The 14,476-nt window shown below is 61.3% G+C and carries 14 protein-coding genes and 1 riboswitch; of the genes, 1 reads left to right on the forward strand and 13 read right to left on the reverse strand.

The window, feature by feature from the left end:
- Positions 1–92: 92 nt before the first annotated feature.
- Genes cobF through cbiE form a run of 6 tightly spaced genes read right to left on the reverse strand, consistent with a single transcriptional unit; the run spans position 93 to position 5,230 of the window.
- Positions 93–836: a precorrin-6A synthase (deacetylating) gene (cobF, locus tag AC2FD9_RS09390; RefSeq protein WP_496836533.1), complete on the reverse strand. Its 744-nt coding sequence runs from the start codon at positions 834–836 to the stop codon at positions 93–95.
- Complete coding sequence (gene cobA, locus AC2FD9_RS09395; RefSeq protein WP_496697020.1) at positions 829–1,557, reverse strand: uroporphyrinogen-III C-methyltransferase; 729 nt, start codon at positions 1,555–1,557, stop codon at positions 829–831. The genes cobF and cobA overlap by 8 nt, the downstream gene beginning before the upstream one ends.
- Positions 1,554–2,882 carry a cobyrinic acid a,c-diamide synthase CobB gene (locus AC2FD9_RS09400; protein ID WP_496697018.1) on the reverse strand — a complete coding sequence of 443 codons (1,329 nt, stop codon included), beginning with the start codon at positions 2,880–2,882 and terminating at the stop codon, positions 1,554–1,556. The genes cobA and AC2FD9_RS09400 overlap by 4 nt, the downstream gene beginning before the upstream one ends.
- On the reverse strand, positions 2,875–3,669 hold the full coding sequence (gene cobM / locus AC2FD9_RS09405; RefSeq protein WP_058274182.1) for a precorrin-4 C(11)-methyltransferase: 795 nt from the start codon (positions 3,667–3,669) through the stop codon (positions 2,875–2,877). The genes AC2FD9_RS09400 and cobM overlap by 8 nt, the downstream gene beginning before the upstream one ends.
- Positions 3,666–4,034, reverse strand: coding sequence for a cobalamin biosynthesis protein (locus tag AC2FD9_RS09410; RefSeq protein ID WP_109313944.1), 369 nt, complete (start codon positions 4,032–4,034; stop codon positions 3,666–3,668). Before AC2FD9_RS09410 ends, cobM begins: the two co-directional genes overlap by 4 nt.
- Positions 4,031–5,230, reverse strand: coding sequence for a precorrin-6y C5,15-methyltransferase (decarboxylating) subunit CbiE (cbiE, locus tag AC2FD9_RS09415; RefSeq protein ID WP_496836535.1), 1,200 nt, complete (start codon positions 5,228–5,230; stop codon positions 4,031–4,033). The genes AC2FD9_RS09410 and cbiE overlap by 4 nt, the downstream gene beginning before the upstream one ends.
- Here cbiE and AC2FD9_RS09420 point away from each other — a divergent pair.
- Positions 5,229–5,978 (forward strand): cobalt-precorrin-6A reductase, encoded by a 750-nt coding sequence (locus tag AC2FD9_RS09420; RefSeq protein WP_472724117.1) that lies wholly within the window; start codon positions 5,229–5,231, stop codon positions 5,976–5,978. The genes cbiE and AC2FD9_RS09420 overlap by 2 nt on opposite strands.
- On the opposite strand, the gene cobJ is transcribed toward AC2FD9_RS09420, so the two are convergent.
- From cobJ to AC2FD9_RS09455, 7 genes are read right to left on the reverse strand one after another with little or no spacing between them, the layout of a single operon-like run.
- Positions 5,951–6,703 (reverse strand): precorrin-3B C(17)-methyltransferase, encoded by a 753-nt coding sequence (cobJ, locus tag AC2FD9_RS09425; RefSeq protein ID WP_496836536.1) that lies wholly within the window; start codon positions 6,701–6,703, stop codon positions 5,951–5,953. The two genes, AC2FD9_RS09420 and cobJ, sit on opposite strands and share 28 nt — an antisense overlap.
- Positions 6,700–7,428 (reverse strand): precorrin-2 C(20)-methyltransferase, encoded by a 729-nt coding sequence (locus tag AC2FD9_RS09430; RefSeq protein ID WP_496836537.1) that lies wholly within the window; start codon positions 7,426–7,428, stop codon positions 6,700–6,702. Before AC2FD9_RS09430 ends, cobJ begins: the two co-directional genes overlap by 4 nt.
- Positions 7,425–8,054, reverse strand: a complete 630-nt coding sequence (locus AC2FD9_RS09435; RefSeq protein WP_496836539.1) for a precorrin-8X methylmutase — start codon at positions 8,052–8,054, stop codon at positions 7,425–7,427. Before AC2FD9_RS09435 ends, AC2FD9_RS09430 begins: the two co-directional genes overlap by 4 nt.
- The gene (locus AC2FD9_RS09440; RefSeq protein WP_496836541.1) at positions 8,054–9,181 is read right to left on the reverse strand and encodes a ferredoxin-like domain-containing protein; all 1,128 of its coding nucleotides are present in this window, start codon (positions 9,179–9,181) and stop codon (positions 8,054–8,056) included. The genes AC2FD9_RS09435 and AC2FD9_RS09440 overlap by 1 nt, the downstream gene beginning before the upstream one ends.
- Complete coding sequence (cobN, locus tag AC2FD9_RS09445) at positions 9,178–12,471, reverse strand: cobaltochelatase subunit CobN (RefSeq protein ID WP_496836543.1); 3,294 nt, start codon at positions 12,469–12,471, stop codon at positions 9,178–9,180. The genes AC2FD9_RS09440 and cobN overlap by 4 nt, the downstream gene beginning before the upstream one ends.
- Before the next feature lie 3 nt (positions 12,472–12,474).
- Complete coding sequence (gene cobW / locus AC2FD9_RS09450; protein ID WP_496836545.1) at positions 12,475–13,530, reverse strand: cobalamin biosynthesis protein CobW; 1,056 nt, start codon at positions 13,528–13,530, stop codon at positions 12,475–12,477.
- On the reverse strand, positions 13,527–13,916 hold the full coding sequence (locus AC2FD9_RS09455) for a DUF1636 family protein (protein ID WP_058274172.1): 390 nt from the start codon (positions 13,914–13,916) through the stop codon (positions 13,527–13,529). The genes cobW and AC2FD9_RS09455 overlap by 4 nt, the downstream gene beginning before the upstream one ends.
- Positions 13,917–14,000: 84 nt before the next feature.
- Positions 14,001–14,210, reverse strand: a riboswitch (cobalamin riboswitch).
- Between the last annotated feature and the right edge of the window lie 266 nt (positions 14,211–14,476).

Here is a 14,476-nt window from a genome sequence, read left to right on the forward strand (position 1 = left end):
CCTCATGGGTATGGGTACGAAATTGATGCCAGAAACTCGTATTTCGCGCAGTCACAATCCCGTGGGTAGCAGTCGCAGAAGTTGCCTTCGGATCAGTCCACGTGCCTTTTCAGGAGATAGATGTCCATGATCCAGCCATGATCCGCCCGCGCTTTTGCCCGCGTTTCGACTATCAGCGACGCCATATCAGCCAAACGACCGTGGATCAGGATTTCTTCCTTCATCCCCACATAAGCGCCCCACCAGATTTCGTAGTTGGCCATCTCAAGGCTTTGAAACGAACACTCGCCGTCCAGCATAACAGCCACTTTTGAAGCGTTTAGCGGCCAGCCTTCATCCCGAATGCGCCGACCGGTGGTCACGACATACGGCGCGCCCAGATCGTTAATCGGTATCGCATGCGCCGCGGTCAGCGCCTGAAGCGCAGTGATACCAGGGATTACGCGCGTCTCCGGTTGGGGTTGCAGCCGAGAGGCGATGCGCAGCGAACTGTCATAAAGCGAGGGATCGCCCCAGATCAAAAGGGCAACCCGCTTTGCATCACGATGCGCCGCGATCGCCTCCTGCCATCGCAGAGCGATGGCATCGTGCCATTCATCCACGCCGCGCAGATAGCCATCATCGGCGCGTCGTTTGGGAATATCAAAATATGCGATCTGTGGCGCGGTGTCGGTTACCTGCGCGATAATCTCTTCTCGCAAATCGGCCAGATCGGCCTTGTTTTCGCCCTTGCGCGGGATCAGGATCAGGTCTGCGTCCCGAATGGCACTAGCGCCTTGAAACGTCAGGTGGTCCGGATTGCCGGTGCCAATACCGATCAGGGTCAGGTCAAACATCGTCAGTCTCTGCCAGAGGGCCGTAAAGGATCAGGGCAGGGGCCGTGCCGATCTCAGCACCCAGCTTGTCCGCCAACTCACCAACCGTGGATCGGTGTAGTACCTGATCCGGGGTTGAAACGGATTCGGCCATCAGCGCCGGTGTTTCCAGCGGCAAGCCATGTTCATTCAGCGCCTTGACCAGCAAAGGAAATGTGCGCTTGCCCATGAACACAACCGTGGTGGCATCTGGGTCGGCAAGCGCGGTCAAATTCAGATCGTCCGGCAGCTTGCCACTGACATCGTGGCCGGTGACGAATTGCACGCGACGCGCCGTGAGTCGCCGCGTCAGGGGAATGCCAGCCGCCGCTGCTGCGGCAACCGCTGATGGGATGCCAGGGATAATCTCATATTCGATCCTGGCCTCGCGCAGCGCCACCAGTTCTTCTTCCAGACGTCCAAACAGACCGCCATCGCCGGATTTCAGTCGCACAACGCGGGCACCGGTTTTGGCATAGTCTACCAACAGGCGGCTGACGTGGTCTTGTTTCGGTGACGGGCGACCGGCGCGTTTGCCGACGCCAACAAGGTCTGCGTCCTGATGCGCATGGCTCAGGATTGGGCCACTGCTGAGGTCATCGAACAGCACTGCGTCTGCCTTTTGCATCCGGTCCACGGCCTTAAGCGTCAGCAGTTCCGGATCCCCGGGACCGGAGCCAATGAACGAAACGAAACCGCTCATGCCTGCGCCTCTGCGATCAGATGAAAAAATGTTCCGGTCACGTTGCCCCGAAATGATCCGGTTTGTGGACCCTCAACCCCTTCAGCATCGAACACCCGGGCCAAAGGCGCATCGGGTTGTTCCACGATCGAAGAATAATGAAACTCATGGCCACGCAATGTCGCTTCAGCGGCATACCCTGCCATTGGGGCCAACAATTGCGCCTTGCGATACCCAAGATTGAACTTTCGCTTCTCATAGGAGGTCACGAGCCCAAGCAGACCTGCCATCTGATGCCGGCCCCCTTCCTTGTCGACCAGAGCTTCGCCCAAGGCCATATACCCACCGCATTCCCCATGAACGGGCTTTGTCTCCGCGTGTTTGCGCAGACCGCTCAGGAATGCGTCGGCAGCTGCCAAAGTGCCCGCGTGCAGTTCAGGGTAGCCACCGGGCAACCAGACCAGATCGGCATCCGCAGCCGGGGCTTCATTTGCCAGCGGTGAAAACGGCAGGATTTCCGCCCCCGCCGCGCGCCAGCCTTCCAGCAAATGCGGGTAGGTGAACGAAAACGCCGCATCTCGTGCAAGCGCGATCCGCTGTGCCGGAGGCCGCGGCAGCGCGGCTGACGATGGCCCCTTGGGGCCTGAGGAAGCCGCCGCCTTGATCGCCTCAAGATCCACATGCTCGCGCAGGAATGTGGCGTAACCGGCAATCGCGCTTTCCAGATCCGGGTGCTCGACCGCCTGAATCAAACCAAGATGCCGCTCGGGCAGGGTCAGATCTCCACGCCGGGGCAACACGCCCAGAACCGGCAATCCTGCTCGCTCCATACCCAACCGGGTCAGGCGTTCGTGGCGTGGGCTGGCGCAGCGGTTCAGGATCACACCGGCAAAGGGCAGGTCGGGATTGTACATCCGAAATCCCAGCGCAGTGGCCGCCGCAGATTGGGCCTGACCGCCCACATCCAGCACCAGAACTACAGGCCACCCCATACGCTGCGCGGTTTCCGCGCTTGATCCGTGCCCAAGCTCTCCGGGCTTGGCAACGCCGTCGAACAGGCCCATCGAACCTTCGGCCACGACGATATCCGCGCCTTCGGCCTGGGCAGAAATCGCGTTCAGCATCGGATCGGCCATCGCCCAGCTGTCTAGGTTGAACGAGGCGCGTCCGGCTGCGGCACGGTGAAAGGCTGGATCGATATAGTCCGGTCCGCTCTTGAACGGTTGCACCGTCAGGCCATCCTCGGCAAGCGCACGCAGAAGACCCAGCATGACGGTGGTTTTGCCTGTCCCGGAAGACGGCGCAGAAATCAGTAACCCCGGAGGGTTGGTCATCCCGTCATTCATTCTCGGGGCTCCAGCTTGACCATGGACTGTCCGCGCTTTGCGGGCGGTACCGGCGGTCGTAATCTTTTGAATAGAGACAGCTTTCGGCAAAGCCTTCGCCTGCAAGTGCCGGGCCAACCATGATCAGAGCGGTGCGAGAGATACTCTCGTCCAGTGCGTCTTTCAGGGTCGCCAACGTGGCGCGAATGATCCGTTCGTCCGGCCAGCTGGCGCGATATACCACTGCCACTGGGCAGTCTGCTCCATAGGCCGGGGTAAGGTCCGCGATCACGTTGTCCAGATTTCCGATCGACAGGTGAATGGCCAGAGTTGCGCCGGTACGGGCAAAGTTCTCAAGAGTTTCGCCTTCGGGCATTGAAGATGCGCGGCCGGGCGTCCGGGTCAGGACCACAGATTGCGCCAATCCGGGCAAGGTCAGTTCCGTTCCCAGCGATGCAGCCGCTGCGGCGAACGATGGTACACCGGGGGTCACGCTGACCGGAATGCCCATCTCCTTCAATCGCCGGATCTGTTCACCCATTGCCGACCAAACCGACAGGTCGCCGGAATGCAGACGTGCAATGTCATTGCCAGCCTTATGCGCTGCCTCAATCTCGGCCATGATCTGATCCAGATCCATTGGCGCGGTGTTGATGATCTTTGCGCCCTCGGGGCAGTGGGCCAGAATCTCTTCGGGCACCAGCGATCCTGCATACAGGCACACCGGGCACGACGCGATGATATCACGCCCCCGCAGGGTCAGAAGGTCGGCAGCGCCGGGTCCGGCGCCGATGAAATGAACGGTCATGTTTGTCCTCCGATGGCGACGGCGCAGGTTGCAAGCCGGTCGTCCGAAATCTGTCTGGGTGAGGTCAGCCGCGCGCCTGTTCCGGCAGCGGCAAGGGCGGATGCTTCGGCTACGCTGCCGGTGCCATAGGTGGCACGGCTGCGGTTCGAGCAGGTGAGAGTGCGCTGTCCCGCCAGATCGGCAGCAGCAATGAAATGCAGGGGCAGGGCGGTCTCTGCGGCAAACTCGGACAGCGCGGCGTGACCTTCCTTGTCGGCAACAGTGGCCAGCGCGTCGACGTTTTGCCCAACGCTGGCCCGCTCAAATACAGCGCGCAGGCTGTCCACAGTCGCAGTTGATGAAAACCCCAAACCTGCGATGATCATAGGATTACGCTCCACTGCACCACCGGATATGCGGATTTCCAACCACGCCGAGGCCCCAGTGCCGAAGCCTGCGCCAGTTCGATGCGCAAAAGTTCTCCGCCTAGTTTTTCGTGCCATTGCGCCAGTAAGGCTTCGCTTTCCAGCGTCACAGCATTGGCGACCAACCTGGTGCCGGCGGGCAGGGCGGTGTGCAACCAATTCAGCAATTCGGTACTCAGGCCGCCGCCGATGAATACCGCATCCGGAAACCCAAGGCCGTCCAGCGCGGTCGGCGCGGTGCCATGCACCACTTGCAGCCGGTCTTGCCCTAACGTGTCGGCATTGCGGCGAATGCGGTCCGCGCGATCCTCGCGGGGTTCGATCGTGGTTGCGGTCAGGGTCGGGTCGCACATCAGCCACTCGATACTGATCGAGCCGGTGCCGCCGCCGATATCCCACAGATGCTCGCCGCGCTTGGGGGCCAGCGCCGACAGGGTCAGCGCCCGCACTGGGCGTTTGGTGATCTGGCCATCATTCTCGAAGATCTCATCCGGCTTACCCGAGGCCTTGGGCAGCGCCTTTCCTTCACCCGCAACTTCAAGCCCAACGCAGACCGGATGATCGAACCCGCCCAGCAGGGCTTCGGTCAGCGACACGCTGCGCGACCGTTCGCGGGGGCCGCCAAGGGCTTCCATGACATGCAATTGCGTATCGGCAAAGCCAGTTTCGTTCAGATATGTCGCAAGCTCGGCCACCGCAGCGCCGTTGCGCAGCAGCAGGATGGCGCGCAATCCAGGCGAAAGATGCGGGCGCAGACGAGTCAGCGGGGCGGCGTGCAGACCGAATGTCTGCGTGCTTTCCAACGGCCAGCCCAGACGTGCCGCAGCCAGCGAGAACGTGGACTGACCCGGATGGGCGGTCCATTCTCCGGCGTCGAAGTTGCGCGCGATTACCGAGCCCGCGCCGAACCAGAACGGATCGCCCGAGGCCAGAACAACCGTTGGGTGTCCGCGAAACCCGGTCAGGATCGGCAGGCCGTCGGTAAAAGGCACGGGCCAATCTACGCGCTGTGCGCCTGTGTCGGGGATCAGTGACAAATGGCGCGGCGGGCCCATGATGATTTCGGCACGCTCCAGTACTTGACGACTTGCGGGTGACAGGCCATCCAGTCCATCTTCGCCCAAGCCCAAAACGCTTAGCCACGGAGCTTCATGCATGACCAACCTCCTGATCCTTGGTGGCACGACCGAGGCCAATGCACTGGCCAAAACCTTGGCCGATCAGGGCATCCCGGCAACCTATTCCTATGCCGGTCGGGTAGACAATCCAAGACCGCAGCCCCTGCCAGTGCGTGTTGGAGGGTTCGGCGGCGTCGAAGGCCTGACCCGTTACCTGACGGACCACGCGATCACTCATGTAGTCGATGCCACCCATCCCTTTGCCGCGCAAATGAGCACAAACGCCATTTCTGCGTGTCGCGAGGCCGGGGTGCCCCTGGTCGCTTTGACGCGCCCGGCATGGCGCGCGCAGGACGAAGATCGTTGGCAGCACGTTTCTGATATAGGCGCGGCGGTTACCGCCTTGAGCGGTCCAAAACGGCGCGTTTTTCTGGCCGTTGGCCGCCTGCATCTTGAAGATTTCGCGGCTCAGCCCCAACATCACTTCTTGCTGAGGCTGGTGGATGAACCGGATGCACTGCCGCTGCCCGATTGCGAGGCGATCGTGTCGCGCGGACCTTTCACTGAAGCAGGGGACCGGGCGCTGATGCTGCAGCATGGAATTGAACTGGTTGTGTCCAAGAACTCTGGCGGCAACGGTGCACGCGCAAAGCTGGATGCCGCGCGCGCTCTGGGCGTACCGGTGCTGATGATCGACAGGCCGACCCTTCCGCAAAGGACCGAATTGTCGAACGTGACGCAGGTTCTGGACTGGTTGGCTCATTCCGGGGTGAACCTCGGGGTATAGACGATCGGCGCGCTGTCACGGTTGATGACGCGCGTCAGGGATGACCCGACAATGACGACGGTTTGCATGTCAGCCATGTCAGGCGTCGCCTCGGCCAGTGTTGAAATCCGGATCGCCTCATCCGCGCGGGATACGGCACGCGCGAACAGGATCAGGCGCTCGGGCTCGCATTCTTCGCGTAGGATTTCCAGTGTTTTTACAAAGCCTTCCGGGCGGGATTTCGAGCGCGGGTTATAAAACGCCATCGCGAAATCCGCCTGCGCTGCTAGGCGAAGACGTTTTTCAACCAGCGACCAGGGTTTCAGATTGTCGCTGAGGTTGATGGCACAGAAATCATGACCCAGCGGTGCCCCGGCCCGCGCGGATGCCGCCAGCATCGCTGTTATGCCGGGTAGGACATCTATGGGAATGTTACGCCACTCGGCGGGACCATTCTCTAGGGCTTCGAACACAGCTGCCGCCATTGCGAACACACCGGGATCGCCCGAGGATACCACGACCACCCGTTTCCCCTCAGCCGCCATCTGCAACGCGTGTTGGGATCGGTCGATCTCGACCCGATTGTCGCTAGCATGCAACGTCAGACCAGGGCGCTCGGCCACGCGCGCGACATAGGGGATATAACCGACCACGTCCGTGGCATCCGCCAACGCAGCTGAAACCTCGGGGGTTACAAGATCTTCGTTACCAGGCCCCAGACCCGCAATCTTGACCCAACCGCTCATGGCCGCCGTCCTTGACCATGCACGATGATGATCGAGAAATAGGGCGTCACCTTTTCGCATGCCTCGGACAGTTTCGTCACCACCTGGTTCGGCATCTGCGCAAACTCGACAATCCATGCGCGGTCATACAAACCGGCTGTTTTCAGCGCGCGCTTTACCTTGTCTATATTGCGTCCGATTTTCATGACAACCAAAGCATCAGTCTGCGCCATGCGAATTGCCAGATCTTCTTCAGGCAGGGTACCGACCAGTACCGTCAGCACATCATCGCCCCAAGTGATCGGATTACCCGTTGCGGTCCACGCGCCGGACATTCCGGTGATGGCTGGCACGACCTCAACATCAGCCTGATCGCGCAAGCGGCTGTAAAGATGCATGAAAGATCCATAGAAAAACGGGTCGCCCTCGCACAAAACCACCACGTCCTCGCCCTGATCCGACAGAGCTTTGAGATGCGCGGCACAGTCCTTGTAAAAGGCCGAGAGCAATTCGTTATAGCGCGGATCATCCAGTGGAATTTCCGTCGTGACAGGGTATTCCATGGGAAACTCAACAGCGCTGTCCGGGATCATCCCATTGACGATCTTGCGCGCCTGACCGCTGCGACCGGGCTTGCGAAAGAACGCCACGTGGCGCGCATTGCGCAGCAGGCGGTCGGCCCGCACGCTCATCAGGTCCGGATCCCCGGGGCCAAGGCCCACGCCGTATATCTTGCCGCCACTCATTCGGCGCGGCTCGCAATGGCGTTTATCGCGGCGACGGTGATGGCGCTGCCGCCCAGACGGCCCTTGATGATGCAAGAGGGCACGGGCTGCGCCTCCCACAATGCGTCCTTGGATTCGACGGCACCGACAAAGCCCACCGGGCACCCGATGATGGCGGCCGGGCGTGGGCAATCGGGGTCTTCCAGCATATTCAGCAGGTGGAACAGAGCGGTCGGCGCATTACCGATAGCGACCACAGCGCCTTCCAGATGCGGACGCCACAGCTCCAGAGCAGCAGCGGATCGGGTGTTGCTCATCTCAGCCGCCAGTGGGCGCACGCGTTCGTCATGCAGAGTGCAGATCACCTCATTATCGGCCGGCAGGCGGAAGCGGGTCACACCCTCGCTGACCATTCGCGCATCGCACAGTATAGGTGCGCCATTCTCTAACGTGGTCCTTGCGGCTGGCACGAAACCGGGCGAAAAATGTACGAATTCTTCCAGACCGACCATTCCGGCGGCGTGGATCATGCGAACCGCAACCTGCTCTTCATCAGCGTCAAAGCGCGCCAGATCGGCCTCAGACCGGATCGTGGCAAAGCTTTGCTTATAGATCGCTGCGCCATCGGTTTCGTATTCATAGGGCATCAGGAGAGGTCCATAGTCATAAGTGTTTCAGGTGCCAGCCCGCGTTGGGACGGCTCATCCCCCGCGCGACCGTTTTTGACAAGATCAAATCGTCCGTCATTGCCGACCAGTGTGACATTTGCCGTCCCCATTCGGGCGCAGCCTTTGGCGCAACCGGATACGTGTAGGCTGCCTGCAACCCGCGCCGCCAATTCGCGCGCAACCCTACGGGTTTCCACTTGTGCTTGCGGGCAGAATGGTGCGCCGGGGCAGGCGTCGGTTGTCATCAGCGGGTCGTTGCCATCTATGACAAAGTCGGGTGTTTGTATCGCCGCCCCGCCTTCCAGCAGAATCAGCCGCCATGGGGTGACCCGCAAGGCAGACGCCACGCTGTCTGCAATGAGGTCAGAGAGTTGTCGCGCCGGCAATTGTCCGAACGCCGCGCCATACAGAGTACCCAGATCGCAGACGCCGGGCTGCGGCGGTGTGCCGATGCCACCGGGCGCGCTGCCTTGCCACTCCGCTGGCAAATCCTGCGTCGCGGCCACCCGCGCCATGCGGCGGGTTTCTGGCGTGAAACGTTCGGAAAACCATCCAGCCAGAGCGATAAGCCGGTCAATTGCATTGGTTTCTGTGACCCGGCAGCCAGTTTTGGCCCCGTCGGCGCGCAGGATGAGGCCATCAGTACCTGCCTCGACCCGGATATCGGCCGAATCCGCCGCCAACAGGCGCTTGGGGCCAGTGTCGATGGCAAAGCCGAATTTGGCGGGCAGAGTCGGCAATTCCTCCAACCGATCGATCAGTTCCTGTGTCAGCTGTGCGGTTCGATCACCTGATCTGTATAGGGGCGACACCAGGATATTGCGGCGCACTTCAATACCGGGCTCAGCATCCAAAAGGTTCAGCGCGGCCAGTTCGGCCAGCAATGCCTGATGATCGTCTTCTTTTACCCCGCGCAGCTGTAAATTGGCGCGGTTGGTCAGGTCGATTGTGCCATTGCCAAATTGCTCGGCCAACTCACAAAGACCACGTGTTTGTTCGGCGCTCAAACGGGCCAGACGCGGGCGCACCCGAACCACCAGACCATCGCCCGACATCATCGGCCGATGCGCACCGGGGCACCAACCCTGAACGACCGGGGCGCTCATCCCAGCCCCTCCAGATCGGCCCGGATTGAGTTGCGGCGGGTGCTCCAAAGGCCCGCGTCCAACAACGCGCGGAACCTGTCCTGCATGGCCTGATACGCGCGCGGGTTGGCCTCCTGCAAAAATGCGTCGACCTCGGTGTCGCCCAAAGTCGCGTCGTGATAGAGGTCGAACAGGTGCGGCGCGACCGTGCCTGACAGATGGGCGAAAGAGGCCATGTGATCCAGCGTCGCCGCAACTTCGGCAGCGCCCCGAAAGCCATGCCTTTGCATGCCTGCAATCCAGTTCGGGTTGGCGGCACGGGCATGAACCACACGGCTGATTTCTTCAGGCAGCGTTCGGGCGCGCGGGCTATCCGGGTTGGTGTTGTCCAGATGGTATAGCTGCGCCGTACCACCGGTGACTGTCTTGGCGGCGGCGAAACCAGCCTCGTGCGTGGCATAGTCGTTGGCCAACAGCAGATCGGTTTCGGTCAGATCCTGCAGGTGCACGAAACTGTCGGCGTTCGTGACCCGTTGGGTAATGCCGTCCAAATCTTGTGTGACGTGTTCGCCTTCCAAAGCGAAAGAGCTGGCCTCAAGCCATGCCTCACCCGCCTGCGCGCGGGCCTCATCCGTATAGATTTCGGACAGCTGGGTCATGTTCACGCCATAGCTGCCCGGGGCCGGGCCAAAGACGCGCGCCGCCGGGGCCTGTCCGGCATAAGGGTTCCAGTCTGGGGCTTCATCGCGATCCGACAACGCGCGAACAGCTTGACCATAAAGCGCTGAAAGGGTCGGGAACACATCACGGAACAGGCCTGAGACGCGCAAGGTCACGTCCAGACGTGGGCGACTGAGGTCAGTGATAGGTAGCACTTCGATGCCCGACACCCGCTCGGACCCTTTGTCCCAAACGGGTTTGACGCCCAGCAAGTGCAGCGCCATGGCAAACTCTTCGCCCGCCGTGCGCATCGTGGCTGAACCCCAGAGATCAACGATCAGCCCCTTGGGATAATCGCCCTCTTCCTGCAGGTGTCGCCGCACCAATTCTTCAGCCAGCTTTACGCCTTGGGTATAGGCCGCACGGGTGGGGACTGAGCGCGGATCGGTGGTATACAGATTGCGCCCGGTGGGCAGGACGTCTGACCGTCCGCGGTAGGGGGACCCGGACGGGCCTGCCTCGATCCGTTTGCCTGCTAGCGCGTCGATCAATGCCGTGCGTTCGGCATGGGCAGAAGGAGCCGTGTCAAAATTGGCAGTGGCTTCGGGCACACGTCCAAAGATATGCAGCCCGTCTCCGAACTGGCTTTCCTTGATGTCACAGACGAAACGATCGATCCGGGTGATCGCCTCGGCGATGCAGGTGGCCTGATCGAGACCGAGGTCGTTCTCCAGCCCGATGGCTTGCGCTTCGTCCCGAATATCTTCTTGCAGGCGATCGCGGCGCTTGGGGTCCAGCCCGTCGGCATTCGAAAACTCATCCAGCAGCGATTCCAGCCGAACCATCCGATCCGGGGTACCGCTTTCCTTCATTGGCGGTGGGATATGGCCGAGTGTGACCGCCCCGATCCGGCGCTTGGCCTGCGCGGCCTCGCCAGGGTCGTTGACGATGAAGGGGTAGATGACAGGTAGATCGCCGATCAGTACCTCGGGCCAGCATTCGTTGGACAGCGCCACAGATTTGCCTGGCAGCCATTCCAGCGTACCGTGCGCGCCGATATGGATCAGTGCATCCGTACCAAGACCTTTGCGCAGCCAAAGGTAGAAGGCCACGTAGCTGTGGCGCGGGGTACGCGACAGGTCATGATAATCGTCATCACGCAACTCGGGCGTGCCGCGTTCAGGTTGCAACGCGACCAGCGCCTTGCCGCGGCGCAGGGCGGTGAAGTGGAACGCGCCATCTGCAAAGGCCGGATCATCCTCGGGCTTGCCCCAGACGGTTTCGAGGTCTGCGCGCAGTTGTTCCGGCAAGTCTGCCAGCGCAGTAAGATATTCGCCAAGCGACCACGTAATCCGCGCGTCCAACAACGTATCAGAAATCGGCTGGGCAGGAGCGGTGTCATACCCTTCGCCCTGCAGGTCGGCCAGCATCGCCTCGGCCGAGGCCAAAGCATCGAGGCCCACCGCATGGGCCATCTGCCAGTCTTTGCCGGGATAGGTGGACAGCACCAAGGCGGGGACCTGATCCCCTTTGGGCTTGTCGTTCAGGTTCAACCAGCCGGTGACCCTGTCGATGATAGCCTCGATCCGTTCCGGTTCAGCCCGGTGGGCAAAACGGGAATACTCCAGATGCGGGTCACGCTTGCCCGGTTCCTTGAAAGAGGCGATGCCTGCCGAGATCCGACCGTCCACTTCGGGCAGGACGACATGCATCGCTAGATCAGCGGGCGAAAGACCGCGCTCTGCCTCGGCCCAAGCCTGGCGGCGTGAGGTGGCCAGAGCAACCTGAAACACCGGCACATTGGCGGCGTCCAGTGGCGAGGTGCCGGATGCGCCTTTGCCCGAGAACGAGGTTGCGTTGATGATGGCCGCCGGTTCAATGGAGGCGATATTCTCGCGCAGCCAATCGGCGGCTGCAGGTGCTTTTAGCGAGGGGGCGAACATGCCTACAGCTTCGATGCCTCGCTCTCGCAAACGGCGGATCAGGGCTGCGACCGGGGCAGTGTCTGCCGATGTCAGATAAGCACGATAGAAGGTTACCAGAATACACTTCGCGTCGCTCGTGAACGTTGTTTCGATCGGGATTACGCCACGATCCGGGCACCAAGCGCCGCACTCTGGCAAGGTCTTTGCACCCATCACCGGCCCGGCATAAAGCCCCGCCGCAAGCGCCATTTGTGCCAAAGCCGCTTGCGCCGCGACTTCGCCGCCAGTGTCACACAGATGCGCTAGCCGCCGCAGGGTCGAGACGGGCAGGGTGGAGTAGTCATCCAGACGCGTGTCCTCGCGCCCGTCGGCGGGTAGGACGGCCAGCGCGATGCCCTTGGCCTGTGCCAGCGCCAGAACTTGCTGCAATCCGTAGGACCAGTAAGGGACACCGCCGATGAGGCGGATCAGGATGCCCTTGGCGCCCTCGAGCGTTTGTTCGACGTAGGTGTCGACGGACAGCGGGTGTTTTAACGCAGTCAGATTGGCCAACCGCATCGTCGGCATCCGCCCTTCGGCACCACCACCGCGATGCCAGCCTGCCGCGAAAGCGCCAAGGTCGCTGTCCGAAAAGGACAGCACCACCAGATCCGCCGGGCTCTGGCCCAGATCGGTTGGGGTTTCGGTCTCTTCTAACCCGTGGCTTTCGCGGAAGACGACGTGCATGGTTTACTCTGCGGCCTCGGTCACACCCACGAGGATATCGCGGATGGCGGCCTCATTGATGTCGTCATGCTCGGCAATGATCACCAGACGCGAGCGGCGCTCTTCACCCGGTTCCCACGGGCGGTCGTACTGATGACGCACGCGGGCACCAACGGCCTGCACCAGCAGACGCATGGGTTTGCCCTGAACGGCGGCATAGCCTTTGACGCGCAGAATGTTCAGCTCATTGGCCAGACGTTCGATATTGGCGACCAGTTCCGCCGGGTCGGTCTGTTCGGGCAACTCGACGATGATGCTTTCGAAATCGTCGTGTTCGTGGTCGTGGTGGCCGTCGTGATGCGACGGGCGCGCATCCATGTCATCCTCGGCGGCGGCTTCGAGGCCCAGCACGACACGCACGTCAACGGCGCCTTCGGCAACCTCAACCACGGGCAGCGGGCGCGGAGCCTCAGCCGCGATGACCTCTTTGGCTTTGGCAACGCCTTCCGGACCGGCCAGATCGGGTTTTGTCAGCAGGATGATGTCGGCGCACGAGATCTGGTCCTCGAAGACTTCGGACAGAGGCGTTTCGTGGTCGATCGAGTCATCGGCCAGGCGCTGGGCGTCCACGGCTTCGACGTTAGGGGCGAAACGCCCGGCGGCGACGGCCTCGGCATCGGCCAGAGCGATCACGCCATCGACGGTGATTCTCGAGCGGATATCCGGCCAATCAAACGCCTTTAGCAGCGGCTTGGGCAGGGCGAGACCGGACGTTTCGATCAGTATGTGATCGGGGCGCGGCTCCAGCGCCATCAGCGCCTCAATGGTCGGGATGAAATCATCGGCTACGGTGCAGCAGATGCAGCCATTGGCAAGTTCCATGATGTTTTCCGCCGGGCAATCCGGAATGGCGCAGGATTTCAGGATATCGCCATCCACACCCACATCGCCAAACTCGTTGACGATAACGGCCAGGCGCTTGCCCTGCGGGTTCTGCATCAGGTGTTTGACAAGCGTGGTTTTGCCCGAGCCCAGAAAGCCGGTGATCACAGTGACGGGGAGTTTTTCAAGGTTGCTCATTTCAGGGCTCCAATCGGGGGAATGCGGGCCGCACAGTTTTTGCGGAAATGTTCGGGGCGTTCGCGCCATTTCACCAGACCGTCTTCAGCGGCCAGATACTTGGTGACGCCTTCAACGATGGTCTCGACATGGTCAGTCTCGTCGAGGTTTTCATAAACGAAGGTCCATCGGGACGGGCCGCCACGCAAAACGATCGAGCATCCCTGATCACAGTTCGACAGACATTCCACCGGTTTCAGGTCGACGCCGTCCGGCAAGCCAGCCTGTTCAAGTGCTTTATGCAGCAAAGTGCCAGGTCGCTGGGCGTCATCTTCGATAGGTAACCCACGGCGGCATGTCGTGCAGACCAGCAACTCGACTGGTGCGGTCTCGGTCACGTCTCTCATCCCCCTCATCCTTTATACGGGGGACGGGGTTTCATGCGGGCCACGCGTCTGCACATGGACCCGACACCGGAACACCCCGCCCGGTTTCAACTTCGGGTGCTGGCAGGTCTCCCGGCTTGCGGATGTCAGAGGCGAGCCTCTGTTGGATGTCCCGCCTTCCCGGCCTATTAGGCCAGTGGCTTTGGGCACCCTCTCCGGTCACGGTCGCGGGGGCGGCTGTGCTTGGCGGAATAACCGCTGGCACATTCCCTTTTCATCCATCCGGGGATGGACACCAACGCATGCGACATGCGGCACGGGCAGGGGGCTTGTCAAGCACGACTGGGGTTTGAAAACCCGCTACGTCAGAAAAGCGACTTGCCGAAGTCAGTCAGCGGCATCCGATGCGATCCGATCACGCAGCGAGGCGCAATTCAGCCCGGCCGTCGCAGATGATTCAGCACTTCTCGGTTTGGCAATCAAGTAGTGCGGTTGTGTAAATGGAATCGCTGGACCCGCAATCGCAACATGCATCTGATACTGAACTTTAGGCGTCCGAAATTGCGAAAGCAGCGCAGAAA

Source organism: Ruegeria sp. YTSC230 (assembly GCF_059609665.1).

Excerpts from the sequence above, each read along its gene's own strand:
- cobF (WP_496836533.1), bottom strand. The coding sequence starts at position 836 with ATGTTTGACCTGACCCTGATCGGTATTGGCACCGGCAATCCGGACCAC.
- cobA (WP_496697020.1), bottom strand. The coding sequence starts at position 1,557 with ATGAGCGGTTTCGTTTCGTTCATTGGCTCCGGTCCCGGGGATCCGGAA.
- AC2FD9_RS09400 (WP_496697018.1), bottom strand. The coding sequence starts at position 2,882 with ATGAATGACGGGATGACCAACCCTCCGGGGTTACTGATTTCTGCGCCG.
- cobM (WP_058274182.1), bottom strand. The coding sequence starts at position 3,669 with ATGACCGTTCATTTCATCGGCGCCGGACCCGGCGCTGCCGACCTTCTG.
- AC2FD9_RS09410 (WP_109313944.1), bottom strand. The coding sequence starts at position 4,034 with ATGATCATCGCAGGTTTGGGGTTTTCATCAACTGCGACTGTGGACAGC.
- AC2FD9_RS09420 (WP_472724117.1), top strand. The coding sequence starts at position 5,229 with ATGACCAACCTCCTGATCCTTGGTGGCACGACCGAGGCCAATGCACTG.
- cbiE (WP_496836535.1), bottom strand. The coding sequence starts at position 5,230 with ATGCATGAAGCTCCGTGGCTAAGCGTTTTGGGCTTGGGCGAAGATGGA.
- cobJ (WP_496836536.1), bottom strand. The coding sequence starts at position 6,703 with ATGAGCGGTTGGGTCAAGATTGCGGGTCTGGGGCCTGGTAACGAAGAT.
- AC2FD9_RS09430 (WP_496836537.1), bottom strand. The coding sequence starts at position 7,428 with ATGAGTGGCGGCAAGATATACGGCGTGGGCCTTGGCCCCGGGGATCCG.
- AC2FD9_RS09435 (WP_496836539.1), bottom strand. The coding sequence starts at position 8,054 with ATGCCCTATGAATACGAAACCGATGGCGCAGCGATCTATAAGCAAAGC.
- AC2FD9_RS09440 (WP_496836541.1), bottom strand. The coding sequence starts at position 9,181 with ATGAGCGCCCCGGTCGTTCAGGGTTGGTGCCCCGGTGCGCATCGGCCG.
- cobN (WP_496836543.1), bottom strand. The coding sequence starts at position 12,471 with ATGCACGTCGTCTTCCGCGAAAGCCACGGGTTAGAAGAGACCGAAACC.
- cobW (WP_496836545.1), bottom strand. The coding sequence starts at position 13,530 with ATGAGCAACCTTGAAAAACTCCCCGTCACTGTGATCACCGGCTTTCTG.
- AC2FD9_RS09455 (WP_058274172.1), bottom strand. The coding sequence starts at position 13,916 with ATGAGAGACGTGACCGAGACCGCACCAGTCGAGTTGCTGGTCTGCACG.